Here is a 26242-nt window from a genome sequence, read left to right as displayed (position 1 = left end):
CCTGCCGTCCACGGACGGTGGGTCCCGGCCGGCCGCCTCAGGGCGGCCGGAATGCCCCGAAGCCCGCGCCTCAGGGCGGCAGGAATGCCCTCAGGCCCGCCGCCATGGCCGCGCCATGCAGAGATCGACGTGCCGTGATGGAAAGGGGCCCCATGCTCCCCGAACACGCCCCCGCCTTTGACGAGAGCTTCGACATCGCCGTCATCGGCGCGGGAGTGGTCGGCTGCGCGGTGGTGCGCCGGCTCGCGCTGGCCGGCGCCAAGGTCGTGCTGATCGAGAAGGGCGGCGACCTCCTCTCCGGCGCCTCCAAGGCCAACAGCGCCATTCTCCACACCGGATTCGACGCCCCGCCAGGCAGCCTGGAACTCGACCTCATCAAAGCCGGGCGGGAGGAATATCTCTCCCTCGCCGGCAGCCTCGGCCTTGCCGTGGTGAATACCGGGGCGCTGGTCTGCGCCTGGAGCGACAAAGAGGCGGAAAAGCTGGAAGCGATTGCCGCGCAGGGGCGCGATAATGGCGTCTCCAACCTGGCGCTGCTCTCCGGCACCGACGCCCGCATCACCATGCCGGGGCTGTCCGAAAGACTGGTGGCCGCCATCGAGGTCGCGGACGAGCACATCATCGACCCCTGGACCGCGCCTCTGGCCTATCTCACGCAGGGCATCGCGCTGGGCGCACGTTTCCTGCGCAATGCTGAGCTTCTGGAAGGCCGCTTCGAGGATGGCTGGCACCTTTCCACCACCGCCGGCACGGTGAAGGCCCGCGCCGTGGTCAATGCCGCCGGGCTCTATGGCGACATCGTCGACGGGCGGCTCGGCTTCACCCCGGAATTCGAGATCCGCCCGCGCAAGGGCCAGTTCGTGGTGCTCGACAAGGCGGCCTATGCCCATGTCCCGCGCATCGTGCTTCCCGTTCCGACCGAAATCACCAAGGGCGTCGTCGTCTGCCCCACCGCCTTCGGCAATGTGCTCATCGGCCCTACCGCCGAGGAACAGACCGACCGCGTGCGCGCCACAGTGGAGAGCGACGCGCTGGAAAACCTGCTGGCGCGCGGGGCGCAGATCGTGCCGGCGCTGGAAGGCATTCCGGTGACGGCGGTCTATGCCGGGCTGCGGCCGGCGAGCGAAAGCAAGGCCTATCGCATCTTCTGCCGGCCGGAAAAGCGCGCGGTGACGCTCGGCGGCATCCGCTCCACCGGGCTTAGCGCCGCGCTTGGGCTGGCGCAGCATGCCCTGGGGCTGATCGAGCGCTTCGCGCTCTCGCTCTCCGCGCCTGCCGCCGTGCCGGAACTGTGCCTGCCGAACCTCATCGAGACCCAGCCGCGCGACTGGCAGCAGCCCGAGCATGGCGAGATCGTCTGCCATTGCGAAATGGTGACGAAACGCGAGATCGAGGCGGCGTTCGAGAGCCCCGTGCCGCCGGGCGATTTCGGTGGGCTGCGCCGCCGCACCCGCGCCGGCATGGGCCGCTGCCAGGGCTTCTACTGCAACGCCCGGCTGGCGCAGATGACCCGGGGCCGGCTCAGGGAGCCGCTGGCGGTCGGGGACGAACCGACATGAGCGACGCCGATGTGATCGTCATTGGCGGCGGACCGGCCGGGGTCGCGGCGGCGGTGGAACTGCGCCGGTGCGGCGTCGCCCGCGTGGTCCTGCTGGAGCGAGAGGCACAGCTTGGCGGTGCGACGCGCCATTGCAGCCATTCGCCCTTCGGCATGCTTGATTTTCGCCGGATCTATTTCGGCGCTGCCTATGGCAGGCGGCTGGAGGCGGAGTCCGCCCGCGCCGGGGTTGAGGTCCGCACCGGCCATTCCGTGGTGAGAATCGAGGCCGGGGGCCGGGTTGAGCTGGCCACCCCGCGCGGTGTCGAGACCCTTACCGCCCGGCGGCTGCTCATCGCCACCGGCGCCCGCGAAACGCCCCGCGCCGCCCGGCTCATCTCCGGCGACCGGCCGGTCGGGGTGGTGACGACGGGCACGCTGCAGGCCTATGCCGCGTTTCACGGCCTTATGCCGTTCAGGCGCCCGCTCATTGTCGGCTCGGAGTTGGTGAGCCTCTCCGCCGTACTCACCTGCCTCACCCACGGTGCCCGCCCCGTCGCCATGATCGAGCCCGGCCCGCATCCGCTCGCCCCGGCGCCGCTGATGTGGTTTCCACGCTTGATGGGCGTGCCGTTCCACTGCGGCACGGAACTGCTCGACATTCACGGCGATCGCCGTGTGGAGGACGTCACGCTGCGCATGAGCGACGGCTCCACGCTCAAGATCGCCTGCGACGGGGTGCTGTTTACCGGCCGCTTCATCCCGGAATCGGCGCTGCTGCGGCCGTCCTCCATTGGTGTGGAGCCGGGCAGCTCCGCGCCCGCCATCGACCCCTATGGCCGCACCGCCGACCCTCACCTCTTCGCCGCTGGCAACCTCCTGCGCGCGGTGGAGACCGCCGGCTGGTCGTTTCGCGAGGGCCGCCGCGTCGGCTGCGCCGTTGCGGAGGATTTGACGGAGGATCTGGCGCGCGAGCCTGCCCTCGGCGAACTCGTCCCCGTTACCTTCGACCCGCCCATCAAGCTGGTGGTGCCCGGCCTTATCCGGCGCGGCAACGCCGCCGCGCCCGCTTTCCGCGACTTCCAGCTGCGGTTCACCCGGCGGGCACGCGGGCGGCTGTCGCTGGTGCTGGACGGGCGTGTGGTCTGGACCCGCGAGAAGACATGGATGCCGGAACGCCGCATCCTGGTGCCGATCCCGCCCGCCGCCGTGATGGCAAATGCGGTGCATGTCGGTTTCGAGGAGCAGGCCTGATGCGCGTCGCCGCCATCGACCAGGGCACGACGTCGACCCGCTGCCTCGTCGTCGCGGCGGATGGCAGCGCGAAGGTCGCGGCCGCCCTGCCCCATGCACAGCGCCACCCCGCGCCGGGATGGGTGGAGCATGACCCGGAGGAACTGCTCGCCAATATCCGCGCCGTGCTGGCCGCCGCCGGGCCGGTCGATGCCATCGCCCTCGCCAATCAAGGGGAGAGTTGCCTTGCCTGGGACGCGCTGACGGGGCAAGCGCTGTCGCCGGTGATCGTCTGGCAGGACGCGCGCACAGCCGATGCTCTTGGCGCCCGATCATTGGCGGACGCGGCGCGCTCGCAGGCGATCTGCGGCCTGCCGCTCGATCCCTATTTTTCCGCCTCGAAGCTCGCCTGGCTCATCGGGAATATTCCCGCCGTCGCAGCGGCGCGGGCGAACGGGCGGCTGCGGCTCGGCACCACCGACGCCTATTTCCTCGACCGGCTCACCGGCACCTTCGCCACCGACCTCGCCACCGCCTCGCGCACCGGCCTGCTCGATCTTGCAAGTGGCGACTGGAGCACGGAGCTGTGCGACCTGCACGGCGTGCCGCGCGCGTGCTTGCCGGCGATCCGGCCCGCCGATGGCGGCTTCGGGACGATCGAGGGCGTGCCGGTGCTGGCCTCCACCGTCGACCAGCAGGCGGCACTTTACGGCCATGGCTGCCGGGTGCCGGGCGAGGCGAAGATCACTTTCGGCACCGGCGCCTTTCTCCTTGCGGTTGCCGGTCCGGCGCGCCCGGACATCGCCGGCCTGCTGCCGACCATCGCCTGGCAGCGCAAGGGCGAGGCGCCGGTCTTCGCCGTGGAAGGCGGCGTCTACGATGCCGGGGCCGCGCTGGAATGGTTGCGCCGGCTCGGCCTGTTCAGCGACACGCGGGAACTTGACGGGTTCGAGGGGCCCTCGGCCCTCAGCCGGGGCCTCGTCTTCGTGCCGGCGCTGTCGGGCCTCGCGGCACCCTATTGGGACCGCAAGGCGGCGCCGCTGTTCATCGGCATGGAGGCGGCGACCGACCGGCGCGACATGGTTCGGGCCGCACTGGAGGGCATCGCCCTGCTCACCGTCGGCTTGATCGACGCGGCGCAGCGCCCGGGCGCGCCGATCACAGAGATTTCCATCGATGGCGGCCTGTCGCAAAGCGCGTTCTTCGCACGCTTCCTCGCCGCCGCGAGCGGGCGCACGGTGAAGGTGCCCGCATTGCACGAGATGACGGCGCTCGGCCTCGCCGCGCTCTGCGGCCAGGATATCGCCTCCATTCGCGGCACCGTCCGTCGCTACATGCCGGACGGAACGGTGAGCCTGCAGGAGCGGGCCCGTTTCGACGCGGCGGTGGAGAAGAGCCGGGGCTGGCGGGCGTAGTACCCTTCAGAACACGAAGTCCACCGAGGTCAGCAGCCAGCAGCCGCGTGCCCATTCGATCCGGTTGCCGCTTGCATCGGTGTTGATCGAACTGGTGCGAAATACCGGCGTGCCCGGCGTCAGCGCGAGCAGGCTCGCCTCGTCAGGCGTGGCGAAGCCACCGCTGATGCGGGTCTCGGCGCGGCGGTATTTCTGGATGGAATGGGCAATGAACACGTCCGTTACCGACTGACGCCGGGAATAGACGGTGCGGAAGTCGGGCAGCACGCCGGCGGGAAAGACCTTGGTGCTGATATAGATCGGCTGGCCATTGGCCGAGCGCACGCGGCGCAGCCGCACCACCGGCGCGCCGACGGCGAGATGCAACTGCTCGGCAGCGGCGGCGTCGGCGAATTCCTCTTCCAGCACGGTGGTGGTGGTGGTGACGCTCTTGCCGTCGGCGCGCAGGCTCTCGGCGAAGCGGCTTCCGTCGCGCACCACCAGTGCCGAGGGCAGGCTGCGCACGAACACGCCCACCCCTTTGCGCGAGGTCAGGTGCCCCTCCTGCTGCAATTGCTGCAGCGCGCGGCGCAGGGTGATGCGGGTAACGCCCAGCTTTTCCGCCAGATGCACCTCGCCCGGCAGCTGGCCGCCGGGGGTAAGCCAGCCGCTGTCGATCAGCGACAGGATGTAGTCGTAGATCTGCTGCCAGATCGGGGCGTCGCGGCGCGGCCGAAAGATCAGCCCGTCAAAGCCGGAAACGCCATTGGCCGAACCGGGCTGCGCCCTCACGCTCCTGTTCACGTCCTCACTCCGCTGCCTGCGCCAGACCGGCCGACGGCTGGCGTTCAAGCGCCCGGCGAGCATAGACGATTCGCCCCGCCACCATCGTCGCCACCACCTCGGGATGCGCCATGTCCGAGGCGTCGACGAGCAGGAGATCGGCCCGCTTTCCGGCGTCCAGCCCGCCGCGATCGCTCAAGCGGGCGACGCGGGCGGGATTGGCCGAGACGAGCGGCCAAAACCGCGCCAGCGCATCGCGCTCGCCCGCCGCCAAGGTGAAGGCGGCGTAGAGCGGCGAGGGATAGTGGTAGTCGCTGGTCAGCACCGTGCAGCGCCCGGCCACAATCGCCTCAGCCGCGCTCAGCGCGCCATTATGGCTGCCGCCGCGCACCACATTGGGCGCGCCGAGAATGACATCCTCGCCGGCATCGCGGGCCGCCTGCGCGGTCTCCTGGTCCATCGGGAATTCGGACGCCACCGCGCCGAGCGCGCGGAAGCGGGCGCGCTCCGCGGGCGAATCCTCGTCATGGGCGAGCAGCACATTGCCGTTCGCCCGCGCGCTCGCCGCCAGGCTCTCGATGGCGGCGGGCACTGCGTCCCGGGCGGCCCACACCCGGTCGAGCAGCGCCATGTAGTCCTCGCGGCTGATGCCGGCGCGCTCCGCCATCTGGCCGATCTTGCGGGCGATGGTGCCCTTCAGCACCGAGCCAGTAGTGTGGTCGTTGAAGGCGAGGATCGGCGCGGGAGAAAGCGCCAGCCATTCCCGCACCTCTTCCAGCGCTTCCAGCGCGAAGGTCTCCCAGCGCAGATGCAGACGGGTGTCGCAGGCCAGCCCCTCCCGCAGGGCAAGCAGCGCGGCGACGAAGGCACGCGCGGCCTCCAGCGAGCGCAGGCCGGGCTCCCAGGAAATGGTGACGCCGTGAAAGGCAGTGGTGATGCCGTTCGCCACCAGCGCGCGGTCGGTGTCGCGCAGGGCGAGCTTCATGTCGAAGCGCACGCCCGGGCGCGGCATGATGTGGCGCTCGAAGGCGTCGCCATGAGTGTCGACGATACCGGGAAGCACCAGCAGTCCGCTTGCGTCGATAGTGCGCGCGGGGGCGGCGTCTGCCGCCGCCTCCCCGATGCGCGCGCCGCTTACCACCACTGGCCGCTCGCTCCACTGGCGGTCCACGAGCGCCAGCCCATTCTCGATCCGCACACTCATCATTTGCCTCGGCACCCGTTACGTCACTGTCACGTATGCGTCATACGCTGTCTATACAGATAACCGTACACCGCAGTTCCTGTCTATACAGCAATGGGCACAAAATGTTTCGCAAGCTTGTTTCCGCCCTCGCCATCACCCTGGCGACGGCCTTTGCGGCGACGGCCGAACCCGTTCGTTTCGCCGTCACCGACATTGAGGGCCTGGAGGCCCTGCAGCAGGAGTTCGGCGGCTTCCAGAAGGAGCTCTCCAAGCTTACCGGGCTCGACATCGAGCTGATCCCGGTCAGTTCCCGCACCGCCGCCGTCGAGGCGATGAATTCCGGCCATGTCGAGTTGGTGCTTACCGGCCCGGCCGAATATGTGGTGATGAAGCAGCTCAGCGACCCACGCATCGTCGTCGCCTGGCAGCGCCCGGACTATTTCGCCCAGATCGCCGTGCTGGCCAACGGCCCGATACGCACCATCGACGACCTCAAGGGCAAGAAGGTCTCCTTCGGCTCGGTCGGCTCGACCTCGCAGCATCTCGGCCCGGCGCAGGTGCTGGCCGATTTCGGCGTGATGTACAGCAAGGACTATGAGGGCGTCATCATCTCCCGCAACGTCGCGGCGGAAGCCCTGATCCGTGGCGACATCGCCGCCATCGGCCTGAACTACGGCCACCTCAATTCGATCCGCAAGGCGTTCCCCGACGCCGCCTTCGCCGTCGTCGCCCGTGGCCGCGACCTGCCGAACGACATCCTCGTCGCCCGCAAGGACATTCCCGAGGACGTGTTCGTGAAGGTGCGCGATGCCTTCCTCAAGCATGGCAACGAGCTGATGGGCGCGGTGCTGCAGGGCGACGACAACCAGAAGTTCAAGGGCGGCATCTTCATCACCGACGTGAAGGACAGCGACTACGACTATGTCCGCTCGATGTACCGCACCATCGGCATCGAGAGCTTCGGCTCCTTCATCGACTGAACCCACGCCACGGCGCCGGACGGGTCTTGCGCCCGTCCGGCGTCTCTTCTTTTTCGTGATGGAGGCCGCCATGGAGCACGTTCCCGTGCAGAACGTCGCCGGGCCAAACCTTGTCGGCGCGGGCACCGGCAACCCGCAGATCGGCCCGCTGGTCAAGCCGCCGGCGGTGACGCCCGCCCCGCAGATCATCGGCGCGCGCGGCCTCGCCAAGACCTATCCCAACGGGCAGGCGGTGTTCGCCGGGGTCGATCTCGACATCCGCGCCGACCAGCGCGTGGCGCTCATCGGCTCCAACGGCGCCGGCAAGTCGACCCTGCTGAAATGCCTGATCGGCCTGCTGCCCTCCTCGGGCGGGGAGATCACCACGCTGGGAGAGCGCTTCATGGCGGCTCCCAGCGCCGCGCAACTCACCCGGCTGCGCCGGCAGATCGGCTTCGTGTTCCAGAATCACGGGCTGGTCGGGCGCCAGTCGGTGCTCACCAATGTCATCCAGGGCAAGCTCGGCCTGCCCGGCAGCTGGCGCGCCTGGCACCAGTCCCTCGCCCGGCAGGAATGGCGCGAGGAGGCGATGGCGGTGCTGGCCGAGGTGCGCCTCGCCGACAAGGCGAACGCCCGCGCCGACCAGCTTTCCGGCGGGCAGGCCCAGCGCGTCGCCATCGCCCGCGCGCTGATCCGCCGTCCACGCCTGCTCATCGCCGACGAGCCGGCCGCCAGCCTCGACCCGGCGGTGGGGCGCGACATCATGCGGATCTTCTCCGAGCTTGCCCGCGATCACGGCATCACCCTCGTCTACACCACCCACGACATGCAGCACGCGCTCGACTATTCCGACCGCATCGTCGCCCTGAAGGACGGCCGGGTGCATTTCGACCGGCCCACAGTGCGGGTTTCCCTGCGCGATATGGATGGCGTCTTCCATGGTTAGCCTCACCTCGCCCCCCCCCTCCTCGCGCGTTCTTCCCCCGCCGCGCCTGCCCTCGATCTCGCCGCTGTCCTTCACCGTGCTGGTGGTGGTCGGGGCGCTGTTCATCGCCTCGATGGGGCAGGTCGCGCCCTCGCCGGAAAAGCTCGCCAACGGCCTGCCGCGCATGGCCGAACTGGTGGGGCGGATGCTGCCGCCCAACACCGACCCCGGCTTTCTCCAGCGCATGGGCTGGCGGATACTTGAGACGCTGCAGATCGCGCTGGTCGGCACCGTGTTCGGCGTCATCGTCAGCCAGCCCATGGGCTGGCTGGCGGCGCGGGGCATCTCGCCGCTCGGGGCGCTACGGCATTTTCCGCGCGCGCTGATCTCGCTGTTCCGCACCGTGCCCGATCTCGTCTGGGCCCTGCTGTTCGTCTCGACACTGGGCCTGGGCGCGGTGGCGGGAACGATGACCATCGTGGTCGACACCATCGGCTTCTGCGGCCGTTTCTTCGCCGAGGCGATGGAGGAGGCCGACAAGAAGCCGCAGGAGGCGCTCAACGCCATCGGCGCCAACCGCGTCACCGTGCTGTGTGGGGCGATCCTGCCGGACGTGATGCCGACGCTGATCAACTCCTCGCTGTTCGCGCTGGAAAAGGCGGTGCGGGCCTCCGTCGTGCTGGGCCTCGTCGGCGCCGGCGGCATCGGGCAGGAGCTGAAGGTGGCGTTCGACCTGTTCCAGTACCGCAACGCTTCGGCCATCATCCTCGCCATCTTCGCCATCGTGCTGGCGATGGAATTCCTCACCGACCGGCTGCGGGCAAAATTCCAGTAGCCCCCTTCGCAAGGACGGGTGCACTCCGCCACCGGCATGGGGTATGTGTCGCCGTTCAAGCGACTGGTGCCCCTCCCGTGACCTCACTCCTCCTCTCGATGCGCCCGATGTTCTTCGGCAGCGTGCTTGGCATTGGCGGCCTCGCCAATGGCTGGCGCATGGCGACAAGGCTGTGGGGCGCGCCGATGCTGATCGGCGAGGTGCTGGCGGTCATCGCCTTCGGGCTCTGGCTGCTCTGGAGCGTGCTCTACGCCTTGAAGTGGATGGCGCATCCCGGCGCGGCGCGCGAGGAGCTGAAGCACCCCGCGCAGGGGCTCGTCGCCGCGCTGGCGCCGGTTTCCACGCTCATCGCCGCCATCGCCATCGGCCCGCATATTCCCGTGCTCGGCTGGAGCCTGTTCATCGCCGGGACGGTGAGCGTCGCCCTCTATGCCGCCTGGAGCGTCGGCGGGCTGTGGCAGGGCGGGCGCGTGCCGCAGGAGATGACGCCCATACTCTATCTCCCCACTGTCGGCGGCGGGCTGGTCGGCGCCATCGCCTGCGCCACCTTTGGCCAGACCACGCTCGGCTGGATGTTCTTCGGCATGGGGGTGATGTCGTGGCTGTCGATGGAATCCGTATTCCTCACCCGCCTGTTCCAGCACGCGCTGCCGGCCGCGCAGCGCTCCAGCCTCGGCATGGAGCTGGCGCCGCCCGCCGTGGCCTGCGTCGCCTATCTCTCGCTGGCGCCGGGGCCGGCGGACAAGGTCGCCCTCGCGCTGTTCGGCTATGGCTGCTTTCTGGCGCTGGTGATGCTGCGGCTGGTGCCGTGGCTGCGCCAGCAGCCCTTCGGCCCGGGCGCCTGGGGCTACACCTTCGGCGTCGCCACCCTGCCACTCGCGGCACTGAAGCTGGTGGAGCAGGGCGCGGGCGAGCCCGTGACGCAGATGGCGCTGGCGCTGTTCGTGGCCGGAAACCTCATCATCGGCTGGATCGCCCTGCGCAGCCTGATCGGCGTGTTTGCCTTCTTCAGGACACCGGCCGGCTGAGCCTTACGCCGGTCCGCTTTCCGCCAGCAGGAACGGCCAGTCCGCGCCGATCGCGGGGCCATCGAGCAACCGCCAGCCCTCGCCCAGCCATTCGGTGAGCCCCTCCAGCGGCGCATCCGCCTCCGGGATGCGGGTCGGGACAATGACGCGCACGGCATGCTCGCCCTGCCGCCGCTCGAAGCCGAAACAGCCCCATACCGATGGCGTGATCTCCAGCGGGCGATAATCGCCGCTCGTCAGGGCGGGGTTGCGCGCGCGCAGCGCCAGCAGGTCCCGCGTCATCCGGAAAGTGACGGCGTCGTCGGCATCGGCCGGCCCTTCGCCACGCAGCGCCGCCTCGCGCGCCGCCCAGTCCACCGGCCGGCGGTTGTCGGGATCGACGAGCGAGAAATCACGGAACTCGGTGCCTTGATAGATGTCGGGCGTTCCCGGCAGCGTGTGCTGCAGAATGAGCTGGCCGAGCCCGACCAGCCGCCCGGCGGGGGCAAGCGCGGCGACAAAGGCGTCGAGCCGGGCGCGGAACTCCTCCGCCTCCGGCGCCTCGACAAGCGCTCGGGCGAAGGCGAGGCTCGCCGCTTCATAGGCCTCGTTCGGGGTTTCCCAATTGCTGTGGCGCTTGGCCTCGCGCAGCGCCTTGGTGAGATAGGTCTCCATCCGCTCCGGCGTTATCGGCCAGGCGGAAACCAGCGTCTGCAGGATCATGTGCGCGTCCAGCGGGTCGGGCATGGCGATGCCCGCCTCCTCGCGCACCAGCGGGGCAAGGAGCGCTTCCGCCTCTTCGACGAAGGTAAGCCACGCTTCGGGCCGGCCGCTCAACGCCGCGAGCCGGGCGCGCGGGCCGGGGCCGCGCTTAGTGTCGTGGGTCGCCAGCGGGATGAGGTCGTTGGCCCCCTGCGCGGCGCGCGCCTCCTGAAGCGCGTGCATCTCGGGGGCGCTGCGCGCGGGATGGTCGAGGCTGCCGCCGACCTCGTTGGCGCAGAGCAGCACCGGAAAGCGGTACAGCTCCGTATCCTCGAAACCCTTGGCCATGGCAGGCCCGCTGAGCTGCTGGAAGCGCGAGCGAAACTCGTGGTCGCTGGCCCGTTCGGGGGTCTCCAGCCGGTCGAGCAGCAGGGCGGCCGCCGCCGCGGTCAGCGGATTTTCCCGCGCCTCGACGCCCTCGCGGATCGTCGCCCAGATCGCCACGTCATCGGCGTCGTGGCCCTCGGGGGTCGCATAGGAGCGATAGACCGGGCAATAGGCGATGAGCGCCACCACGGCGTCGCGGATCGCCGCCTCGGTCAGGTCGCCGGCTTCCATGGCCTCGTCGAGACCCTCCCGTGCCAACGTCGCCAGAATGTCGACCTCGGCCTTCAGGCTGGCTTCCAGCACCTGCCGCTTGGCGCAGGCGAGGCGCTCGGGCAGCGCGCCGACAAGCAGATGGCGCGCGCGCAGCGCGGCCTCGAAGCGGCCATAGCCTTCGCCGTCGACAAACAGCGCGCTGATGTCGTTCAGCCGCTCATAGCCGGTGGTGCCTTCGATCGGCCACCGGCGCAACACCTCGCCCGGTTCCAGTATCTTCTCGACCAGCAGCGGCACATCGGGGCCCACCGCCGCCCGCAGCCGGTCACAATAGCCCGCGGGGTCGACCAGTCCGTCGATATGGTCGATGCGCAGCCCGTGGACGAGCCCACGCCCGATCAGGTCGAGCGGCAGCTTATGGATGAGGTCGAACACGTCGGGGTCCTCGACCCGCACCCCGGCGAGATCGGTGATGTTGAAGAAGCGGCGGTAATTGAGATCGTGCGCGGCGGTGCGCCACCAGGCGAGGCGCCAGTGCTGCGCCTCCAGCACGCTGGCGAGATCCGCCTGCGCCAGCGCCGCGTCCAGCGCCTGTCGCTCGCTCTCGGCGAGGCCGGTGAAAACGGCCCGCGCGGCACCCAGCCCGGCGTCGTTCGAGGCATCCTCCACCAGGGCGAAGCCCGCTGCAGCAGCGCTGAGACCCGCCGCGTGCAGCAGCGCGGTGACCGTTTCCGCGCGCAGCGGAAAGCGGTGATCGGCATAGGCGGCGTTGACGCGCCCCACCTCGTAATCGGCGCGCAGCGACAGCGCCCCCGCCTCCAGCGTCGCCTTGAGTGGATCGCCCAGCACCGGAAGCAGCAGCCTGCCGCTTTCCCATTTCACGTCGAACACGCGGGCGGCCGCCGAGCCCGGGCCGGCTTCCATCATGTCCAGCCAGAACGGGTTGTGGCTGGAGGCCGCCATATGGTTCGGCACGATGTCGAGCACCACGCCCATGCCCCGCGCGCCCAGCGCTCCGGCGAGACGCTCGAAGCCCTCTTCGCCGCCCAGTTCCGGGTTGATTCGGGTCGGGTCGGCGACGTCATAGCCATGGGTCGAGCCCGGCACCGCTAGGCTGATCGGCGAGGCATAGAGGTGGCTCACACCCAGTTCGGCGAGATAGGGCACCAGCGCCTGCGCATCGGCAAAGGTGAAGCCGCGATGGAACTGGAGGCGATAGGTCGCGCGGAGAGTGGGCTTCATGCGCGGGCAAGGCTCCAGAGGGCGGCAGCGAAGGGATCGAGCGTCAATTGCCCCTCGGCCTCGTGGATTACGCCGCCAATGCTGGCGCCGGCCGGCATGCCGGGAATGCTGGTCTGCGGGTCGATCAGCACCGGCTCCTTGCCGGCGTTCAGCACCATCACCAGCGTGCCGGCGTCATAATGCCAGGCAACGCGCAGCGCATCCCCGGTCCGGGTCAGTTCGCTTGCGCGATAGGGGCTGGCGGTGAGGGGCCAGACCAGCCGCTGGCGCTGCTCGGCCAGACGGTGGAAGGCATCGAGTTCCGCCCGCGCCTGCGGTGTCCGCATGTCCTCGGCCTTCAGCTTGGCGGAAAAGAAGGTCGCCTCGCTCAGGGGATCGGGGAAGCTCTCGCCATGGGCGTCGAAGAAGTCAGCGAATTCGCTGCGGCGGCCCTTGCGCACCGCCTCGGCCAGTTCGCCCTCGAAGTCGCAGAAGAACGGGAAGGGTGTCGGCAGCAGCGCCTCCTCGCCCTGGAACAGCAGCGGGATCGCCGGCGAGAGCATCAGCACAAAGCGCAGGAAGGCGAGTCGCTCCGGCGTCAGCGTAGCGGCGAGGCGGTCGCCGAGCGGGCGGTTGCCGATGTGATCGTGGTTTTGCACGAAGCTGACAAAGGCGTCGGGCGCGAGCGAGGTGCTCGAGGTGCCGCGCGGATGGCCGCCCGCTTCGGGATAGGGCTCGCCCTGAAAGACGAAGCCCTCGCTGAGCGCCCGCCCGGCGGACGCCACCGCATCCCTGGCATAGGGAGCGTAATAGCCGGTACGCTCGCCGCTGCCGATCACATGGAAAGCGTGGTGCCAGTCGTCGTTCCACTGCGCGGTGAACAGATGGTCCTCGCGCGTCATCCAGCCGGAGATGTTGTCGTGGTTCTCCAGCACCAGCCACGCCTCCGGCCGCACGGCGCGGCAGGCCGCCGCGATCTCGCGCAGGAAGGTTTCGGCGCCCTCGGTGGCAAGCGCATGCACGGCGTCGAAGCGCAGGCCGTCAAAGCCGAACTCTGCCAGCCAATAGGCGGCATTCTCGGTGAAGAAGGCGCGGACCGTCTCGTTCTCCAGATCGATCGCCGGCCCCCAGGGGGTGTGGATATCCTCGCGGAAGAAAGATTTGGCATAGAGCGGCAGGTAGTTTCCGCTCGGCCCGAAATGGTTGTAGACGACATCCAGCATCACCCCGAGCCCGTGCTCATGAGCAGCGTCGATGAGGGCGCGCAGATCGTCGGGCGTGCCATAAGCGGTATCGGGCGCATAGAGCAGCACCCCGTCATAGCCCCAGTTGCGGCGGCCGGGAAAATCGGCGACCGGCATCAGCTCGATGACGGTGAAGCCGGCGTCGCGGTAATGGTCCAGCCGGTCGATCAGCGCCTTGAATGTGCCCTCGGGCGTTGCCGTGCCCACATGCACTTCGGCGATGATCGCCTCGTGCCAAGGCCGCGAGAACCCGCAGGAAGGCGCTTTCGCGGGCGCCGGCACCAGGCTCCAGCCATCGGCGTCGTCCGCCTGCCCGCGCGAGGCCGGATCGGGGACGGCGACCGCCCCCTCTCCCTCGCCGATCCGGAAGCGATAGCGGGTGCCGGGGGCAAGGCCGGCCACCGAGGCGGCGAAGAACCCATCGGCGCCCTTGTCCATCGGCAGCGGCGCGGCGCCCTCGATTTCCAGCGCGACGCTTGCCGTGTCCGGGGCGTAGAGGCGGAAACGGGTGGCGGTGCCGTCGACGATCGGACCGAAGCGGGTGCTGTTCATTCGCGCCATTCCCAGACAATGAGCGTGCGGCCCGGCACGCCGAAGGTACCGCCACCCTCGACGCCGGAGCCTTCGAGGTCGTCGCCGGTGGCGAGGATCGCCTGCCAGCGGCCGGACTGCACCGGCGGGGCGACGAAATCGACGTCGACATGCGAGGCGTTAAGCATGATCACCAGCGAGGGCTCCTCCGGCAGCACCGGGGCGAGACGCAGGGTGATGCATTTGGAGTGCGGGTCGGACCAATTCTCCTCGCTCATCCGGGTGCCGCCATTGTTGAACCAGGCGACATCGGGCTGGCCCATCTCATTGCGCGAGCCGGTGAGGAATTCGGGGCGCGAGAGACAGGAATGGGTCTTGCGGAGTTCGGCGAGGCGGGCGACGAATTCCGGCAGTTCCGGGTCGTCATCCGACCAGTCGACCCAGCCGATCTCATTGTCCTGGCAATAGGCGTTGTTGTTGCCGCCCTGCGAGTTGGACCGCTCGTCGCCGGCCAGCAGCATCGGCACGCCCTGGCTGAGGAACAGCGTGGCGATTAGGTTGCGCTTCTGCCGGCGGCGCAGCGCGTTGATGGCGGGATCGTCGGTTTCGCCCTCGACGCCGCAGTTCCAGCTCTTGTTGTCGTCGTGGCCATCGCGGTTGTCCTCGCCATTGGCCTCGTTGTGCTTGTCGTTATAGGTGACGAGGTCGTGCAGGGTGAAGCCGTCATGGGCGGTGATGAAGTTGAGGCTCGACCACGGCCGGCGGCGCCCTTCCGAGAAGATGTCCTGCGAAGCGGCGAAGCGGGTAGCAAAACTCGGCAGCAGCCCCTCAGAGCCGCACCAGAACTCGCGCACCTTGTCCCGGTAATCGCCGTTCCACTCGGAGAAGCCGGGCGGGAACGCACCGAGCTGGTAGCCGCCGGGGCCGACATCCCAGGGCTCGGCGATCAACTTGAGGCCACCCAGCGTCGGGTCCTGCAGGATCGCGTTGAAGAAGGCGTGGCCGGAATCGAAGCCCTCCGGCCGGCGGCCCAGCGTCGTGGCGAGGTCGAAGCGGAACCCGTCAATGCCATAGACCGAGGCCCACATGCGCAGCGAATCCATCACCATCTGCAGCACGCGGGGATGGTCGGTGTTCACCGAATTTCCGCAGCCGGTGAGGTCGTCATAATAGCGGCCATTGCCGGGCAGCAGCCGGTAGTAGGAAGCGTTGTCGATGCCCCTGAACGACAGGGTGGGCCCGAGATGGTTGCCCTCGCAGGTGTGGTTGTAGACCACGTCGAGAATGACCTCGATCCCCGCCTGGTGCAGCCTATCCACCGCCTCGCCGATGGCGTCGAGCCCGTCCTCGCCGAGATAGCGCGGCTCGGGCGCGAAGAAGTTCAGCGTGTTGTAGCCCCAGTAATTGGCGAGGCCCCGGTCGAGCAGGTGACGGTCCTGGGTGAAGGCATGGACCGGCAGAAGCTCCACCGCAGTGACGCCGAGCTTGGCGATGTACTCGATGAATTCCGGCTGACCGAGCGCGGTGAAGGTGCCGCGAATGGATTCGGGCACCAGCGGGTGGCGCATGGTCAGCCCGCGCACATGGCCTTCATAAATAACCGTCTTGGCCCAGGAGATGCGCGGATGCTGGGTGGCGGCCATCGGCGTGCCCGCCACGACCCGTGCCTTGGGCATGAAGGGGGCGCTGTCGCGCTCGTCCATGATCAGGTCGGCATCGTCGCCGGCCCCGATCGTGTAGCCGTAAAGAGCGTCGTGCCACTGGATGTCGCCCACCAGCATGCGGGCATAGGGGTCGAGCAGCAGCTTGTTCGGGTTGAACCGATGGCCAACCTCCGGCGCCCACGGCCCGTGCACCCGCCAACCATAGACCTGCCCGCGCCCAACGCCCGGCAGATAGCAGTGCCAGACGCCGTTGGTGCATTCATGCAGGTCGATCCGCTCCATCTCGGTCTGGCCGTAACGGTCGAACAGGCACAGCGTCACGCCGACGGCATTGTCGGAGAACAGCGCAAAGTTGGTTCCTCTTCCGTCCACCGTCACGCCGAGCGGAAAGGCAGAGCCGGGCAAAATCTTGCGCATGTTGGGGTTCACCGTCACGAGTGAAGAAAGGCGTTGAGGGACGGCAAGCACGACGACACCGCGCCCGTGCACTTCGCCAGGGGCGGTGTCAGCTTCCGCCCCAGCGATTGATCCGCATCAGGCGGGCGGTACGGTCCTGCGCGAGGCGGGCATCGGGCGAGCCGCCGCTCTGCGCCGCGAGCCGCAACGCGCCAAGCGTCGCCCTCGCCAGCGGATGGCCGGGATAGGCGCAGCGTTCGCGGACGAACTCATAGGCATCGCGCAACGTGCGCAGATGGCGCCCTTCGCGCGTCGGCAAGGGGCGGTCAAAACGGGCGTCCCAAAAACTCTCGGACATTGATGCTCTCAGCTGCAGGGTCGCTCGCAAAACGCGCGCGCGCGAAAAAAGGTTCCGGCCTGCCTCCATCGGCGCGGTGGCGAGGAGGTGGCGAGAATGTGCGGTTGGCTGTTTGATGCGTTTCAGCGTGTCTGTGCTGGCACGGCGCTCGATCTTTTAAGGAAGCGCGCGCCGCCGCCCCATTGGCGACAAAGAGAAAAAATCCCCAACGCCGGCCGGCCAAGTTTCATCGCCCTGCCCGCGTATGGTATCCATTGCGGGAATCGGCGGGGTGCAGGAGGTCGGCTCGCCCGGCGTTTGCCGTCTTCCCGCCCTGTCATTTCCGTAATCGGCCATGTGCGGTACGATACTTTCCGTCGCCGTCCTGTTTGCCTGAGGCGGGGGTCCGCTCCAGTGTCCTTGGGGAAGGGTACCGCGCGGCGAGCAGGGCGTGCCGGGGTCGCAAGGGGGCAGCGTGACGTTGAGGGGAATAGTCGGGTTGCTCGCCGCAGCCGTCCCGAAAATCGCTTTGCCGAAGATCGCTTTGCCGGCGATTGCCTTGCTGGCGATTGCTCTGCCGGGAGCCGGTTTCGCCGGCAGTTTCCTGGAGCCGGCCGGGCCGATCGCGGCCGGCCAGCTCTCGCATTTTGGCGTCATCAGCATGCTGATGCTCATCGTCATCGTGCCGATGTTCGTCGCGTTGCCGATCGTGCTGTACCGCTACCGCCGCGGCGGAAAAGGGACATACCGGCCGGATTGGGAGTTCAACTGGGGCCTCGAACTGCTGATCTGGGGCGTCCCGGTCGCGCTCGTCGTCGCCCTCGGCACGGCGCTGTGGCGGCAGACGATCGTGGGCGATCCCTACCGCGCGCTCGGCCCCGACCCGCTGGTGGTGGAGGTGGTGGCGCTGGACTGGAAATTCCTGTTCCTCTACCCCGAGCAGGGCGTGGCGACGCTCGACCTGCTCGCTTTGCCCGAGGGACGGCCCATCACCTTGAAGCTGACCAGCGGCACGGTGATGCAGTCCTTCATCATTCCCCGCCTCGCCGGCCAGATCTACGCGATGGCGGGCATGCAGACCCAGCTCAACCTGCTGGCCGACGAGACCGGCGACTTCACCGGCCGCAACACCCAGTATAACGGCCTCGGCTTCGCCACCCAGTCCTTCACCACACGGGTGATGAGCGCGGACGACTTCGAGGGCTGGGTGGCCACCGCGAAGACGCAGCAGGCCGGGCTCGACGCCGCCGCCTACGCCAGGCTGCTGCCGCCTGCCGTTGTGAACGAGCCGGTGATCTATGCCCGGTTCACGCCCGGCCTGTTCGACCAGATCATCGCCAGCTTCGCGCCCGGCATGGCCGGGGGGCACGCGGGCCACGGGCCACAGGCCGGGGCGGACACGCCGGCCGCCATAACCGCGCCGGCGACCTCCCATCAGCAACACGACCACACGCCGGAGGCCGCGCAATGAACTGGGAGCTGATCTTCGGCCAGATCAAATGGACCTCCTTCGTCTTCGCGGGGATGATCGAGAATCCCTCGCTCAGCGAGGCCATCGCCTCGGGCGCGGGCTCCATCGCCGTACTCGGCGCGCTCGCCACCGTCATCCTGCTGACGGTCAAGGGCTGGTGGGTGCCGCTGTGGCGGGACTGGCTGACCAGCGTCGACCACAAGAAGGTCGGCATCATGTACATCGCCATCGCGCTGGTGATGTTCGCCCGCGCGGTCATCGAGGCGGCGCTGATGCGCGCGCAGCAGCTCTCCGCCACGGATGGCGGCGGCTTCCTCTCGGCCGACCATTTCGGGCAGTTGTTCAGCACCCACGGCACGATCATGATCTTCTTCGTGGCGATGCCGTTCATCACCGGGTTGATGAACTACGTCATGCCGCTGCAGATCGGCGCGCGCGACGTCTCGTTCCCGCTGCTCAACGCCATCTCGCTCATGCTGACCATGGCGGGGGCGATCGTCATCATGGTGTCGCTGGTGGTGGGGCAGTTCTCCACCGGCGGCTGGAGCGCCTATCCGCCCTTCACCGGCATCGAATTCAGCCCCGGCGAGGGGGTCGACTACTGGATCTGGGCGGTGTCGCTGGGCTCCATCGGCTCGACACTTACAGGCCTCAACTTCGCTGTGACGATCTACAAGAAGCGCTGCCCCGGCATGACGCTGTTCCGCATGCCGCTGTTCACCTGGACGACGCTGTGCACGTCGATCCTGATGATCTTCGCCATGGCGCCGCTGACCGCAGCCACCGTTATGCTCGCCCTCGACCGCTATGCCGGCTTCCATTTCTTCACGAATGGCGACGGCGGCAACATGATGAACTACGCCAATCTGTTCTGGCTGTTCGGCCACCCGGAGGTCTACATCCTCATCCTGCCGGCCTTCGGCGTCTGGTCCGAGGTGGTGGCCACCTTCTCCAGCAAGCGCATCTACGGCTACACCTCGCTGGTCTACGCCACCATGTGCATCGCCGTGCTCTCCTTCGCCGTGTGGCTGCACCACTTCTTCACCATGGGCCAGAGCGCCAATGTGAACGCCATCTTCGGCATCGCCACCATGATCATCGGCGTGCCGACGGGCGTGAAGGTCTATGACTGGCTGCTGACAATGGTGGGCGGGCGCATCCGCTTCTCCACGGCGATGCTGTACCACATCAACTTCCTGCTCACCTTCATCCTCGGCGGCATGACCGGCGTGCTGCTGGCCAATCCCGGCGTCGATTTCCAGGTCCACAACACGCTGTTCCTGGTGGCCCATTTCCACAACATGATCATTCCCGGCGTGCTGTTCGGCATGTTCGCGGCGGTGCAGTTCTGGTTCCCGAAGGTCTTCGGCTTCCGGCTGCACGAGGGTCTGGGACGGGCCTCCTTCTGGTGCTTCGCGCCGGGCTTCCTGCTGGCGTTCTTCCCGCTCTACTGGCTGGGCATGATGGGCGCGACACGCCGGACCTATATGTGGTCGAACCCCGACTATTTGCCCTGGCTCGCCCTCGCCATGCTCGGCGCCGTGCTCATCCTCGCCGGCTTCGCACTGATGGTGACGCAGATCGTCGTCTCGGTGCGCCAGCGCGCGCAGCTCGCCGCCCCGCTGGGCGATCCGTGGGATGGACGGGCGCTTGAGTGGTCGATCCCCTCCCCGCCCCCGGCCTGGAATTTCGCCGTGCTGCCGCAGGTGACCTCGCAGGACCCCTTCTATGAGGCCAAGAAAGCCGGCACAGCCTATCGCTCGCCCGCTTCCTATGAGGACATCGAGGTGCCGCGCAACACCGCGACCGCGCCGCTGATCGGCCTGTTCGCCTGCGCCTGGGCGTTCGGCCTTGTCTGGCACATCTGGTGGCTGGTGATCGTCTCCTTCGTGCTCATCTGGGCCGTGGTCATCGCCCGTTCCTTCGCCACCGACACGGAGGAAACCGTTCCCGCCGCGACGGTGAAGGCGGCGAACGAGGCCTTCCTCGCCGCCGCGCGCGCCGCGCCCGGCGTCACCCGTGACCAGGAGATGACGTCGGCGAACCGTGGCCGCGCTATCCCCGAAGCGCTGGAGGGCCGCTCCGGCACGATTGCTTCCGGCGCCCCCGTGGAGGCGCTGTCATGAGCCTGTCCGAACGCCTTCATCCCGGCATCAACCTCGCCGGTACCGATCCCGAAAGCCATGAGGCCGCCGAAGAGGTGCTCTTCGGCTTCTGGATCTTCCTGATGAGCGATCTGGTGCTGTTCGCAGTGCTGTTCGCGACCTATGCGGCCATGAGCGTGCAGGGCATCGCCGAAGGCCCCCGGCCGGCGGAGGTCTTCGACCTGACCGCCGCCTTCGTGGAGACGCTGCTGCTGCTGTTCTCCAGCTTCGCCTTCGGCTTCGCCATGCTGGAGATGAAGTACCGCGAGAACCGGCGCGGCGTGCTTTTATGGCTGCTGCTCACCGGGGTGCTCGGCGCGGCGTTCGTCGGCATGGAGCTACACGATTATTACGTGATGATCACCCAGCATGCGGCGCCGCCGCAGGCGAGCGGCTTCCTCTCGGCCTATTACCTGCTCACCGGCACCCATGCGCTGCATGTGTCCTCGGGGCTGGTGTGGATGGCAATCATGGCGGTGCAGGTCGCGGTCGTTGGCTTCAGCACGCCGGTGAAGCTGCGGCTGATGCGCCTCGCCCTGTTCTGGCACATGCTCGACGTGGTCTGGATCGGCATCTTCACCTTCGTCTACCTGTTCGGGGTCGCGTCATGAGCAACCGCATTCCCGCCGACATGCCGCCGAGCGAATATGAAGACGAGGGCCGCGAGCGGCGGAGCTATGTGGTCGGCCTTGTACTGGCGCTTGTGCTGACCACTGCCGCCTTCGCGACGGTGTGGCTGGATCTTCTCAGCGGCGGCGCCGCGCTCGCCGCCTTGGGCCTGCTCGCCCTGATCCAGGCGGTGGTGCATCTGCGTTATTTCCTGCACATCGACCTTCAGCGCTCGCACCGCGACGACCTGCTGCTGATCCTGTTCACCGTGCTGATCCTGCTGATCATGGTGTCCGGCACCATCTGGATTCTCTACGACCAGCATGTCCGCATGATGCCCTGACAGGCGGACCGGAGCGAGCGGCCGCAGGCTTGCGCGCCGGCGCCGCATCCTCGAGCGAGTGTCACTAGCGGAGAGACGCCAGAAATAACAAAGCCCGCAGCGAAGGCTGCGGGCTTTGTCGGTTCAGTGGTTGCGGGGGCAGGATTTGAACCTGCGGCCTTCAGGTTATGAGCCTGACGAGCTACCGGGCTGCTCCACCCCGCGTCAGAGCCGGGAAGTCGCGGTGCGCGCTTGCCGACGGCGGGTATCTAGCAATCCGCATGGCCAAATGAAAGGGGGCTGGGCTATCTTTTTGTCATCGGATCGTCGCGCCGAGGGTGAAGAACTCATCTAACCAATTGCGTCGGAAGGGTAATTCATGCCGGACAAGTTATCTGACAGCGCGGCCGAAGCAGTGGACAGTTCTCTCCCTCCCCTCCCGGTGCCGCCGCCACGGCTCACCGTGGCGTTGATTGAGGCGCACGGAGAGGCCTGCGAGGCACTCGCTTTGGCCGATCCGGTGAAGGCGGTGCACGGTGTGCGCAAGGGATTCAAGCGGCTGCGGGCACTGCTCCGGCTGGCCGGCACGGCCCGCGAGCGCGAGGTGGCCCATCTCGCCCGCGCCTCGCGGCGCGCGCTGGCGCACACCGCACGGCATCTGGCGCAGGCCCGCGACGCGGCGGCGCGCGAGGATGCGCTGGACGATCTCGTCGCCAAGGTCGGGCTTGCCCCGACCATCCGCCGCGCCGCCGGCCGCGCCTTCGCCAAACCGGGCATTGACGCGCCGGGCATCGACGCGCCGGGCGCCAGCGCGCCGGATGGAGGCGTGGGCGCTCACCGCGCTGCGCTCGACGCTCAGATGGACGCGCTCGGGAAGGCCTTGCCCCGCCTCGGCGCCGGGCTGGACGACAAGGCGCTCATAACCGCGCTGGTGGCCGGCTATGCGAAAGCGCGGCGCGCCGGCCGAGATGTCGACCCGCAGGATGACGAAAGCCTGCACGAATTGCGCAAGGAGGTCGTCGCCCAACGCTACCAGATGGAGTTGGTGGTTTTTGCCTGGCCGGCGCTGGGCCATATATGGGTGGACCAGTTGCAGCGGCTGCGCGACAAACTCGGCAAACATCACGATCTCTCGGTGCTGCGCGCCCTCGCCGAGGCCCATCCTGTGCGGGCCGACGGAAAGCCGCTCTGGCGCACCCAGTTGCTCGCCGCAATCGAGGCGCGGCAGGAGAAACTGGCACTTTCTGCCCTGCTCCTCTACGCGCGGCTGTTCGCGGAGAAGCCGATGGCCTTCCGCCGGCGGCTTTCCGCCTATATGTCTGCTGTATCCGAGAGGAAATAACGCCGTCGGCGTCCGCCCCGGCCGGCACCCCTGCAAGAGCCACGGAAAGCGCCCATGTTCGTGCGGCAGATGCACTATCTCGTCGCGCTGGCGCGCGAGAAGCACTTCGGCCGCGCTGCCGAAGCCTGCCACGTCACCCAGCCGACGCTTTCGGCCGGCATCCGCAAGCTGGAGCAGGAGCTTGGCGTGCCGATCGTGGTGCGCGGCCATCGCTTCCTCGGCTTCACCGCGGAAGGCGAGCGGGTGCTCGGCTGGGCCCGGCAGATCGCCGCCGACTATGAAAGTCTGCGGCAGGAAAAGGTTGAGACATCAGGCCAGATCACCGGCACGCTGCGCATCGGCGCCATTCCCGCCGCCACGGCCGCCGCGCCCGCCCTTCTCGCGCCGTTCCGTCTCCGCCACCCCGAGGTGAAGGTGCAGATGCTCACGCTGAATTCAGCAGCGATCCAGCGTGGCCTCGACGAGATGGAGCTCGATGCCGGCATCACCTATCTTGATAACGAGCCACTGAACCGCGTGCGCCGCCTGCCGCTGTATCGCGAGCATTATGTCTTCATCACCCGCCCGGACGAGCCCCTGGCGCGCCGGCGCAGCCTGCGCTGGGCGGAGGCCGCGGCGCAGCCCCTGTGCCTGCTCACCCCGGATATGCAGAACCGCCGCATCATCGACCAGGTGATGGGCGCGGCCGGCATCGCCTCGACCCCGGCGATCGAGACCAACTCCTTCATGGGCGTGTGGTCTTTCGTACGGCGCGGGCCGTGGAACAGCATTGTCCCGGAAGCTAGTTTTCGCGGGCTGGGCGACGCTGCCGACCTTGTCGGCGTGCCTTTGGTCGATCCGGTGCATGTCCAGCCGATCGGCCTCGTCCTGTCCGATCGTGACCCGCTGAGCCCGGTGGCTGGGGCGCTTCACAAGCTGGCACAAAAATTCGGGCGTGAAGGTTCGATTGAGAATATCTTTAAATAACAGTCGCTTCATTTGCGCCGTCTATCAATTGTTCGTCCCTTTCAATTTGAATCCCCTGTCCACCCCGTCCAATCTCGCATGGTCGGCCGCACGGAAAGCGATGGCTTACCTGACGGACCGGCATGAAGGACGCCCGTCGCCCCGCCCCTTCGCGGGGCCCCGGCTCACAGCAAGGCGGCGCGGTGCGTGCCGGCCATATTTGGTCTGCCGTGTCGCATGGCGGAAGCGTCCCTGCTCACCCTGACGAGAGGAATGCCCGATGGCCAAGATTCTCTGCGTGCTCTACGACGACCCGATCAACGGCTACCCCGCCACCTATGCCCGCGATGACCTGCCGAAGATCGAAAACTATCCCGGCGGCCAGACGCTGCCCACGCCGAAGGCGGTCGACTTTACACCCGGGCAGTTGCTCGGCTCGGTGTCCGGCGAGCTTGGCCTGCGCAACTATCTGGAATCCAACGGCCACACCTTGGTCGTGACCTCCGATAAGGACGGCCCGAACTCGGTCTTCGAGAAGGAGCTTGTCGACGCCGACATCGTCATCTCGCAACCCTTCTGGCCGGCCTATCTCACGCCTGAGCGCATTTCCAAGGCGAAGAACCTCAAGCTGGCGCTGACCGCCGGCATCGGCTCGGACCACGTCGATCTTCAGTCGGCTATCGACCGCAACATCACCGTGGCGGAAGTCACCTATTGCAACTCGATCAGCGTCGCCGAACATGTGGTGATGATGATCCTCGGCCTGGTGCGCAACTATCTGCCGTCGCATGACTGGGCGCGCCAGGGCGGCTGGAACATAGCCGACTGCGTGGCGCACTCCTATGATCTCGAGGCGATGAGCGTCGGCACCGTCGCCGCCGGCCGCATCGGCCTCGCCGTGCTGCGCCGCCTCGCCCCCTTCGACGTGAAGCTGCACTACACCGACCGGCATCGCCTGCCGGAAGCGGTGGAGAAGGAGCTGAACCTCACCTGGCACGCCTCGCGCGAGGAGATGTACCCGCATTGCGACGTGGTGACACTCAACTGCCCGCTGCACCCCGAAACCGAGCACATGATCAATGACGAGACGCTGAAGCTGTTCAAGCGCGGCGCCTATATCGTCAACACCGCACGCGGCAAGCTGTGCGACCGCGACGCGGTGGCGAGGGCGCTGGAGAACGGCCAGCTTGCCGGCTATGCAGGTGACGTGTGGTTCCCCCAGCCGGCCCCGGCCGATCATCCCTGGCGGACGATGAAGTGGAACGGCATGACGCCGCACATCTCCGGGACCTCGCTCTCGGCGCAGGCGCGCTACGCCGCAGGCACGCGCGAGATCCTCGAATGCTTCTTCGAGGGAAGGGCAATCCGCGACGAATATCTCATCGTGCAGGGCGGCGCGCTTGCCGGCACTGGCGCGCATTCCTACTCCAAGGGCAACGCCACGGGTGGCTCGGAAGAAGCCGCGAAGTTCAAGAAAGCCGTCTGAAATCCATCCCTGAAAGCCCGCTGCCCCTCCGCGAAAGGGACAACGGATTCCCTCCCGAAGACCTCTTCAAGCCGCCCCGCGCCTAGGCCGGGGCGGCTGCTTTCTTTGGACGGATCTGCTAGGCGCGCCGGCGGAGGCCGCGCCGATCGACCGATCGCCCTTGTGTTGCCAACCCCGTTGGACCCCAATCAGACCAGAAGCCCTGCCATCAGGGGCGAGCTGATACACCTCGCGAAACTGCGTGCTCAGGCGGTGCCGGAAACGACCGGGGAGGGCACAGTCTCGCCTACCAGAATCCGGATATCGTTGCCTTCGCAAAAATCGGCGACCTCCGGCTCGGCTAGCCCCAGTACCGTCACGCGATAACCCCTCGCCGCCAGAAGCTGCGCGCAGAGCGCGGAGGGGGCGCCATACATGCCGTGTGTTTCGACGAGAATAGTGCGCGGCACGAAGGCCAGATTCTGCAGGATATCGACTTCCGACCCCTCGCAGTCCAGTTCCAACACGTCGCAACTAGGCATCTGGGCGGCGGCGATTGGCTCGGCCTCGCCTGGCGCGCCGTAAATTCCGATCGCCGGCCCGATGATGGCATGGCGAAGGTTCACCCGGTCGGCAACTCCATTGAGCAGGAGCGTCTGGCGGATGATCTCGACCTGCCGTTCGCCGCCCTCGAAGCAGCTAACCGCCCCGTCCGGCCCGACCAGTCGGGCCGCGACGACAGCCGTCACTCCCGCCCCGCCACCGACAATGGTCACGGTATCGCCGGGTCGGACATGGGCTCTCAGCGCGGTCAGCAGAGTCTCCTCATAGCGGGGATTGTCCTGTACCTCGGCGAACGGTCCAAGGTGCCTGGCGACAGCCGAATCGCCGGCGTGGCGGTACACCGCGACGGGTACGCCGCCATAGATCGCGGGCCGCAGCGGGAAAAACGGGCGGACCGTCCGCGCATAGGCTTCCGCCAAAGCGCGCTTGGCGAGACTCACGGGCCCGCGCCTCTCGAGAGCGCCCTTGAGGCGGTCGATCGTCACCATGGCTTGAAACCTTTGTCGACTGTCGCACCCACGGACTCGCGCAATGCCTTCGCTCTTTGCGATGGGGCGCATTGTTGCGGTGTTGAGGCGAAGGGACAAGCGGTCGTTTGCCTGGGGCAGCGGTCGACGTGCCGCAGGCCTCGGGCCGGAGGGACTTGCCGTTGCTGTCGGCTTCCCGCCCCACCGTGCCCTGGCGTTCTGTGCGCAAGCAAAAACCCCGCCTGTGATGTTGTCACGGGCGGAGTTTTTGTTTGGATGTGAAGAAGCTTTTGTTTGCTGTGCTTTGCAGGCCTGGCAGCGACCTACTCTCCCAGGTCTTGAGACATAGTACCATCGGC

Annotated in this window: 21 protein-coding genes and 1 tRNA gene; 14 read left to right on the top strand and 8 right to left on the bottom strand. The window is 67.8% G+C overall.

What is annotated here, in order from left to right; translation table 11 throughout:
• Positions 1-152: 152 nt before the first annotated feature.
• From EV667_RS21350 to EV667_RS21340, 3 genes are read left to right on the top strand one after another with little or no spacing between them, the layout of a single operon-like run.
• Complete coding sequence (locus EV667_RS21350) at positions 153-1559, top strand: NAD(P)/FAD-dependent oxidoreductase (protein WP_131837349.1); 1407 nt, start codon at positions 153-155, stop codon at positions 1557-1559.
• Complete coding sequence (locus EV667_RS21345) at positions 1556-2791, top strand: NAD(P)/FAD-dependent oxidoreductase (RefSeq protein WP_131837348.1); 1236 nt, start codon at positions 1556-1558, stop codon at positions 2789-2791. Before EV667_RS21350 ends, EV667_RS21345 begins: the two co-directional genes overlap by 4 nt.
• Positions 2791-4185, top strand: coding sequence for an FGGY family carbohydrate kinase (locus EV667_RS21340; RefSeq protein ID WP_131837347.1), 1395 nt, complete (start codon positions 2791-2793; stop codon positions 4183-4185). The genes EV667_RS21345 and EV667_RS21340 overlap by 1 nt, the downstream gene beginning before the upstream one ends.
• A gap of 6 nt (positions 4186-4191) precedes the next feature.
• On the opposite strand, the gene phnF is transcribed toward EV667_RS21340, so the two are convergent.
• A complete protein-coding gene (phnF, locus tag EV667_RS21335; protein WP_245516313.1) occupies positions 4192-4968 on the bottom strand; it encodes a phosphonate metabolism transcriptional regulator PhnF in 777 nt (258 codons plus the stop codon).
• 4 nt (positions 4969-4972) lie between these two features.
• A complete protein-coding gene (locus tag EV667_RS21330) occupies positions 4973-6151 on the bottom strand; it encodes an alpha-D-ribose 1-methylphosphonate 5-triphosphate diphosphatase (RefSeq protein WP_245516312.1) in 1179 nt (392 codons plus the stop codon).
• 104 nt (positions 6152-6255) lie between these two features.
• Here EV667_RS21330 and EV667_RS21325 point away from each other — a divergent pair, with 104 nt between their 5' ends.
• From EV667_RS21325 to EV667_RS21310, 4 genes are all read left to right on the top strand, one after another.
• Positions 6256-7113 (top strand): PhnD/SsuA/transferrin family substrate-binding protein, encoded by an 858-nt coding sequence (locus EV667_RS21325; RefSeq protein ID WP_131837344.1) that lies wholly within the window; start codon positions 6256-6258, stop codon positions 7111-7113.
• 70 nt (positions 7114-7183) lie between these two features.
• Complete coding sequence (locus tag EV667_RS21320) at positions 7184-8038, top strand: phosphonate ABC transporter ATP-binding protein (RefSeq protein ID WP_131837343.1); 855 nt, start codon at positions 7184-7186, stop codon at positions 8036-8038.
• Positions 8031-8852, top strand: a complete 822-nt coding sequence (phnE, locus tag EV667_RS21315; RefSeq protein WP_131837342.1) for a phosphonate ABC transporter, permease protein PhnE — start codon at positions 8031-8033, stop codon at positions 8850-8852. The genes EV667_RS21320 and phnE overlap by 8 nt, the downstream gene beginning before the upstream one ends.
• A gap of 77 nt (positions 8853-8929) precedes the next feature.
• The gene (locus tag EV667_RS21310) at positions 8930-9880 is read left to right on the top strand and encodes an SLAC1 family transporter (protein WP_131837341.1); all 951 of its coding nucleotides are present in this window, start codon (positions 8930-8932) and stop codon (positions 9878-9880) included.
• Positions 9881-9883: 3 nt separating this feature from the next.
• Here the strand turns inward: EV667_RS21310 and treY are convergent, their stop codons facing one another.
• The 4 genes from treY to EV667_RS21290 form a co-directional block, all read right to left on the bottom strand.
• A complete protein-coding gene (gene treY / locus EV667_RS21305) occupies positions 9884-12403 on the bottom strand; it encodes a malto-oligosyltrehalose synthase (protein WP_131837340.1) in 2520 nt (839 codons plus the stop codon).
• Positions 12400-14178, bottom strand: a complete 1779-nt coding sequence (treZ, locus tag EV667_RS21300; RefSeq protein WP_131837339.1) for a malto-oligosyltrehalose trehalohydrolase — start codon at positions 14176-14178, stop codon at positions 12400-12402. Before treZ ends, treY begins: the two co-directional genes overlap by 4 nt.
• Positions 14175-16238 (bottom strand): glycogen debranching protein GlgX, encoded by a 2064-nt coding sequence (glgX, locus tag EV667_RS21295; RefSeq protein ID WP_131837338.1) that lies wholly within the window; start codon positions 16236-16238, stop codon positions 14175-14177. Before glgX ends, treZ begins: the two co-directional genes overlap by 4 nt.
• Before the next feature lie 88 nt (positions 16239-16326).
• Positions 16327-16575 (bottom strand): hypothetical protein, encoded by a 249-nt coding sequence (locus tag EV667_RS21290; protein WP_131837337.1) that lies wholly within the window; start codon positions 16573-16575, stop codon positions 16327-16329.
• A gap of 478 nt (positions 16576-17053) precedes the next feature.
• Here EV667_RS21290 and EV667_RS21285 point away from each other — a divergent pair, with 478 nt between their 5' ends.
• From EV667_RS21285 to cyoD, 4 genes are read left to right on the top strand one after another with little or no spacing between them, the layout of a single operon-like run.
• Positions 17054-18025, top strand: coding sequence for a ubiquinol oxidase subunit II (locus EV667_RS21285; protein ID WP_245516311.1), 972 nt, complete (start codon positions 17054-17056; stop codon positions 18023-18025).
• The gene (locus tag EV667_RS21280; protein ID WP_131837336.1) at positions 18022-20151 is read left to right on the top strand and encodes a cbb3-type cytochrome c oxidase subunit I; all 2130 of its coding nucleotides are present in this window, start codon (positions 18022-18024) and stop codon (positions 20149-20151) included. The genes EV667_RS21285 and EV667_RS21280 overlap by 4 nt, the downstream gene beginning before the upstream one ends.
• Positions 20148-20780 carry a cytochrome c oxidase subunit 3 gene (locus tag EV667_RS21275; protein WP_131837335.1) on the top strand — a complete coding sequence of 211 codons (633 nt, stop codon included), beginning with the start codon at positions 20148-20150 and terminating at the stop codon, positions 20778-20780. The genes EV667_RS21280 and EV667_RS21275 overlap by 4 nt, the downstream gene beginning before the upstream one ends.
• Positions 20777-21121 carry a cytochrome o ubiquinol oxidase subunit IV gene (gene cyoD / locus EV667_RS21270; protein ID WP_131837334.1) on the top strand — a complete coding sequence of 115 codons (345 nt, stop codon included), beginning with the start codon at positions 20777-20779 and terminating at the stop codon, positions 21119-21121. The genes EV667_RS21275 and cyoD overlap by 4 nt, the downstream gene beginning before the upstream one ends.
• 127 nt (positions 21122-21248) lie before the next feature.
• Here cyoD and EV667_RS21265 read toward each other — a convergent pair.
• Positions 21249-21325 (bottom strand) — tRNA-Met (locus EV667_RS21265).
• A 154-nt stretch (positions 21326-21479) separates the two neighbouring features.
• Here EV667_RS21265 and EV667_RS21260 point away from each other — a divergent pair.
• The 3 genes from EV667_RS21260 (at position 21480) to EV667_RS21250 (ending at position 24873) form a co-directional block, all read left to right on the top strand.
• Positions 21480-22442, top strand: a complete 963-nt coding sequence (locus tag EV667_RS21260) for a CHAD domain-containing protein (RefSeq protein ID WP_131837333.1) — start codon at positions 21480-21482, stop codon at positions 22440-22442.
• Positions 22443-22496: 54 nt separating this feature from the next.
• Positions 22497-23408 carry a LysR family transcriptional regulator gene (locus EV667_RS21255; protein WP_131837332.1) on the top strand — a complete coding sequence of 304 codons (912 nt, stop codon included), beginning with the start codon at positions 22497-22499 and terminating at the stop codon, positions 23406-23408.
• Positions 23409-23667: 259 nt separating this feature from the next.
• Positions 23668-24873 carry an NAD-dependent formate dehydrogenase gene (locus EV667_RS21250; protein WP_131837331.1) on the top strand — a complete coding sequence of 402 codons (1206 nt, stop codon included), beginning with the start codon at positions 23668-23670 and terminating at the stop codon, positions 24871-24873.
• Positions 24874-25118: 245 nt separating this feature from the next.
• On the opposite strand, the gene EV667_RS21245 is transcribed toward EV667_RS21250, so the two are convergent.
• Entirely contained in the window at positions 25119-25856 is a 738-nt protein-coding gene (locus EV667_RS21245; RefSeq protein WP_131837330.1) for an SAM-dependent methyltransferase, read from the bottom strand.
• Between the last annotated feature and the right edge of the window lie 386 nt (positions 25857-26242).

The organism is Ancylobacter aquaticus (genome assembly GCF_004339465.1).
GTDB lineage: Bacteria > Pseudomonadota > Alphaproteobacteria > Rhizobiales > Xanthobacteraceae > Ancylobacter > Ancylobacter aquaticus.
The sequence above is the reverse complement of the archived record's forward strand: the minus strand, read 5'-3'. Positions and strand labels throughout refer to the sequence as shown.

Excerpts from the sequence above, each read along its gene's own strand:
- EV667_RS21350 (WP_131837349.1), top strand. The coding sequence starts at position 153 with ATGCTCCCCGAACACGCCCCCGCCTTTGACGAGAGCTTCGACATCGCC.
- EV667_RS21345 (WP_131837348.1), top strand. The coding sequence starts at position 1,556 with ATGAGCGACGCCGATGTGATCGTCATTGGCGGCGGACCGGCCGGGGTC.
- EV667_RS21340 (WP_131837347.1), top strand. The coding sequence starts at position 2,791 with ATGCGCGTCGCCGCCATCGACCAGGGCACGACGTCGACCCGCTGCCTC.
- EV667_RS21330 (WP_245516312.1), bottom strand. The coding sequence starts at position 6,151 with ATGAGTGTGCGGATCGAGAATGGGCTGGCGCTCGTGGACCGCCAGTGG.
- EV667_RS21325 (WP_131837344.1), top strand. The coding sequence starts at position 6,256 with ATGTTTCGCAAGCTTGTTTCCGCCCTCGCCATCACCCTGGCGACGGCC.
- EV667_RS21320 (WP_131837343.1), top strand. The coding sequence starts at position 7,184 with ATGGAGCACGTTCCCGTGCAGAACGTCGCCGGGCCAAACCTTGTCGGC.
- phnE (WP_131837342.1), top strand. The coding sequence starts at position 8,031 with ATGGTTAGCCTCACCTCGCCCCCCCCCTCCTCGCGCGTTCTTCCCCCG.
- treY (WP_131837340.1), bottom strand. The coding sequence starts at position 12,403 with ATGAAGCCCACTCTCCGCGCGACCTATCGCCTCCAGTTCCATCGCGGC.
- treZ (WP_131837339.1), bottom strand. The coding sequence starts at position 14,178 with ATGAACAGCACCCGCTTCGGTCCGATCGTCGACGGCACCGCCACCCGT.
- glgX (WP_131837338.1), bottom strand. The coding sequence starts at position 16,238 with ATGCGCAAGATTTTGCCCGGCTCTGCCTTTCCGCTCGGCGTGACGGTG.
- EV667_RS21290 (WP_131837337.1), bottom strand. The coding sequence starts at position 16,575 with ATGTCCGAGAGTTTTTGGGACGCCCGTTTTGACCGCCCCTTGCCGACG.
- EV667_RS21280 (WP_131837336.1), top strand. The coding sequence starts at position 18,022 with ATGAACTGGGAGCTGATCTTCGGCCAGATCAAATGGACCTCCTTCGTC.
- EV667_RS21275 (WP_131837335.1), top strand. The coding sequence starts at position 20,148 with ATGAGCCTGTCCGAACGCCTTCATCCCGGCATCAACCTCGCCGGTACC.
- cyoD (WP_131837334.1), top strand. The coding sequence starts at position 20,777 with ATGAGCAACCGCATTCCCGCCGACATGCCGCCGAGCGAATATGAAGAC.
- EV667_RS21260 (WP_131837333.1), top strand. The coding sequence starts at position 21,480 with ATGCCGGACAAGTTATCTGACAGCGCGGCCGAAGCAGTGGACAGTTCT.
- EV667_RS21255 (WP_131837332.1), top strand. The coding sequence starts at position 22,497 with ATGTTCGTGCGGCAGATGCACTATCTCGTCGCGCTGGCGCGCGAGAAG.
- EV667_RS21250 (WP_131837331.1), top strand. The coding sequence starts at position 23,668 with ATGGCCAAGATTCTCTGCGTGCTCTACGACGACCCGATCAACGGCTAC.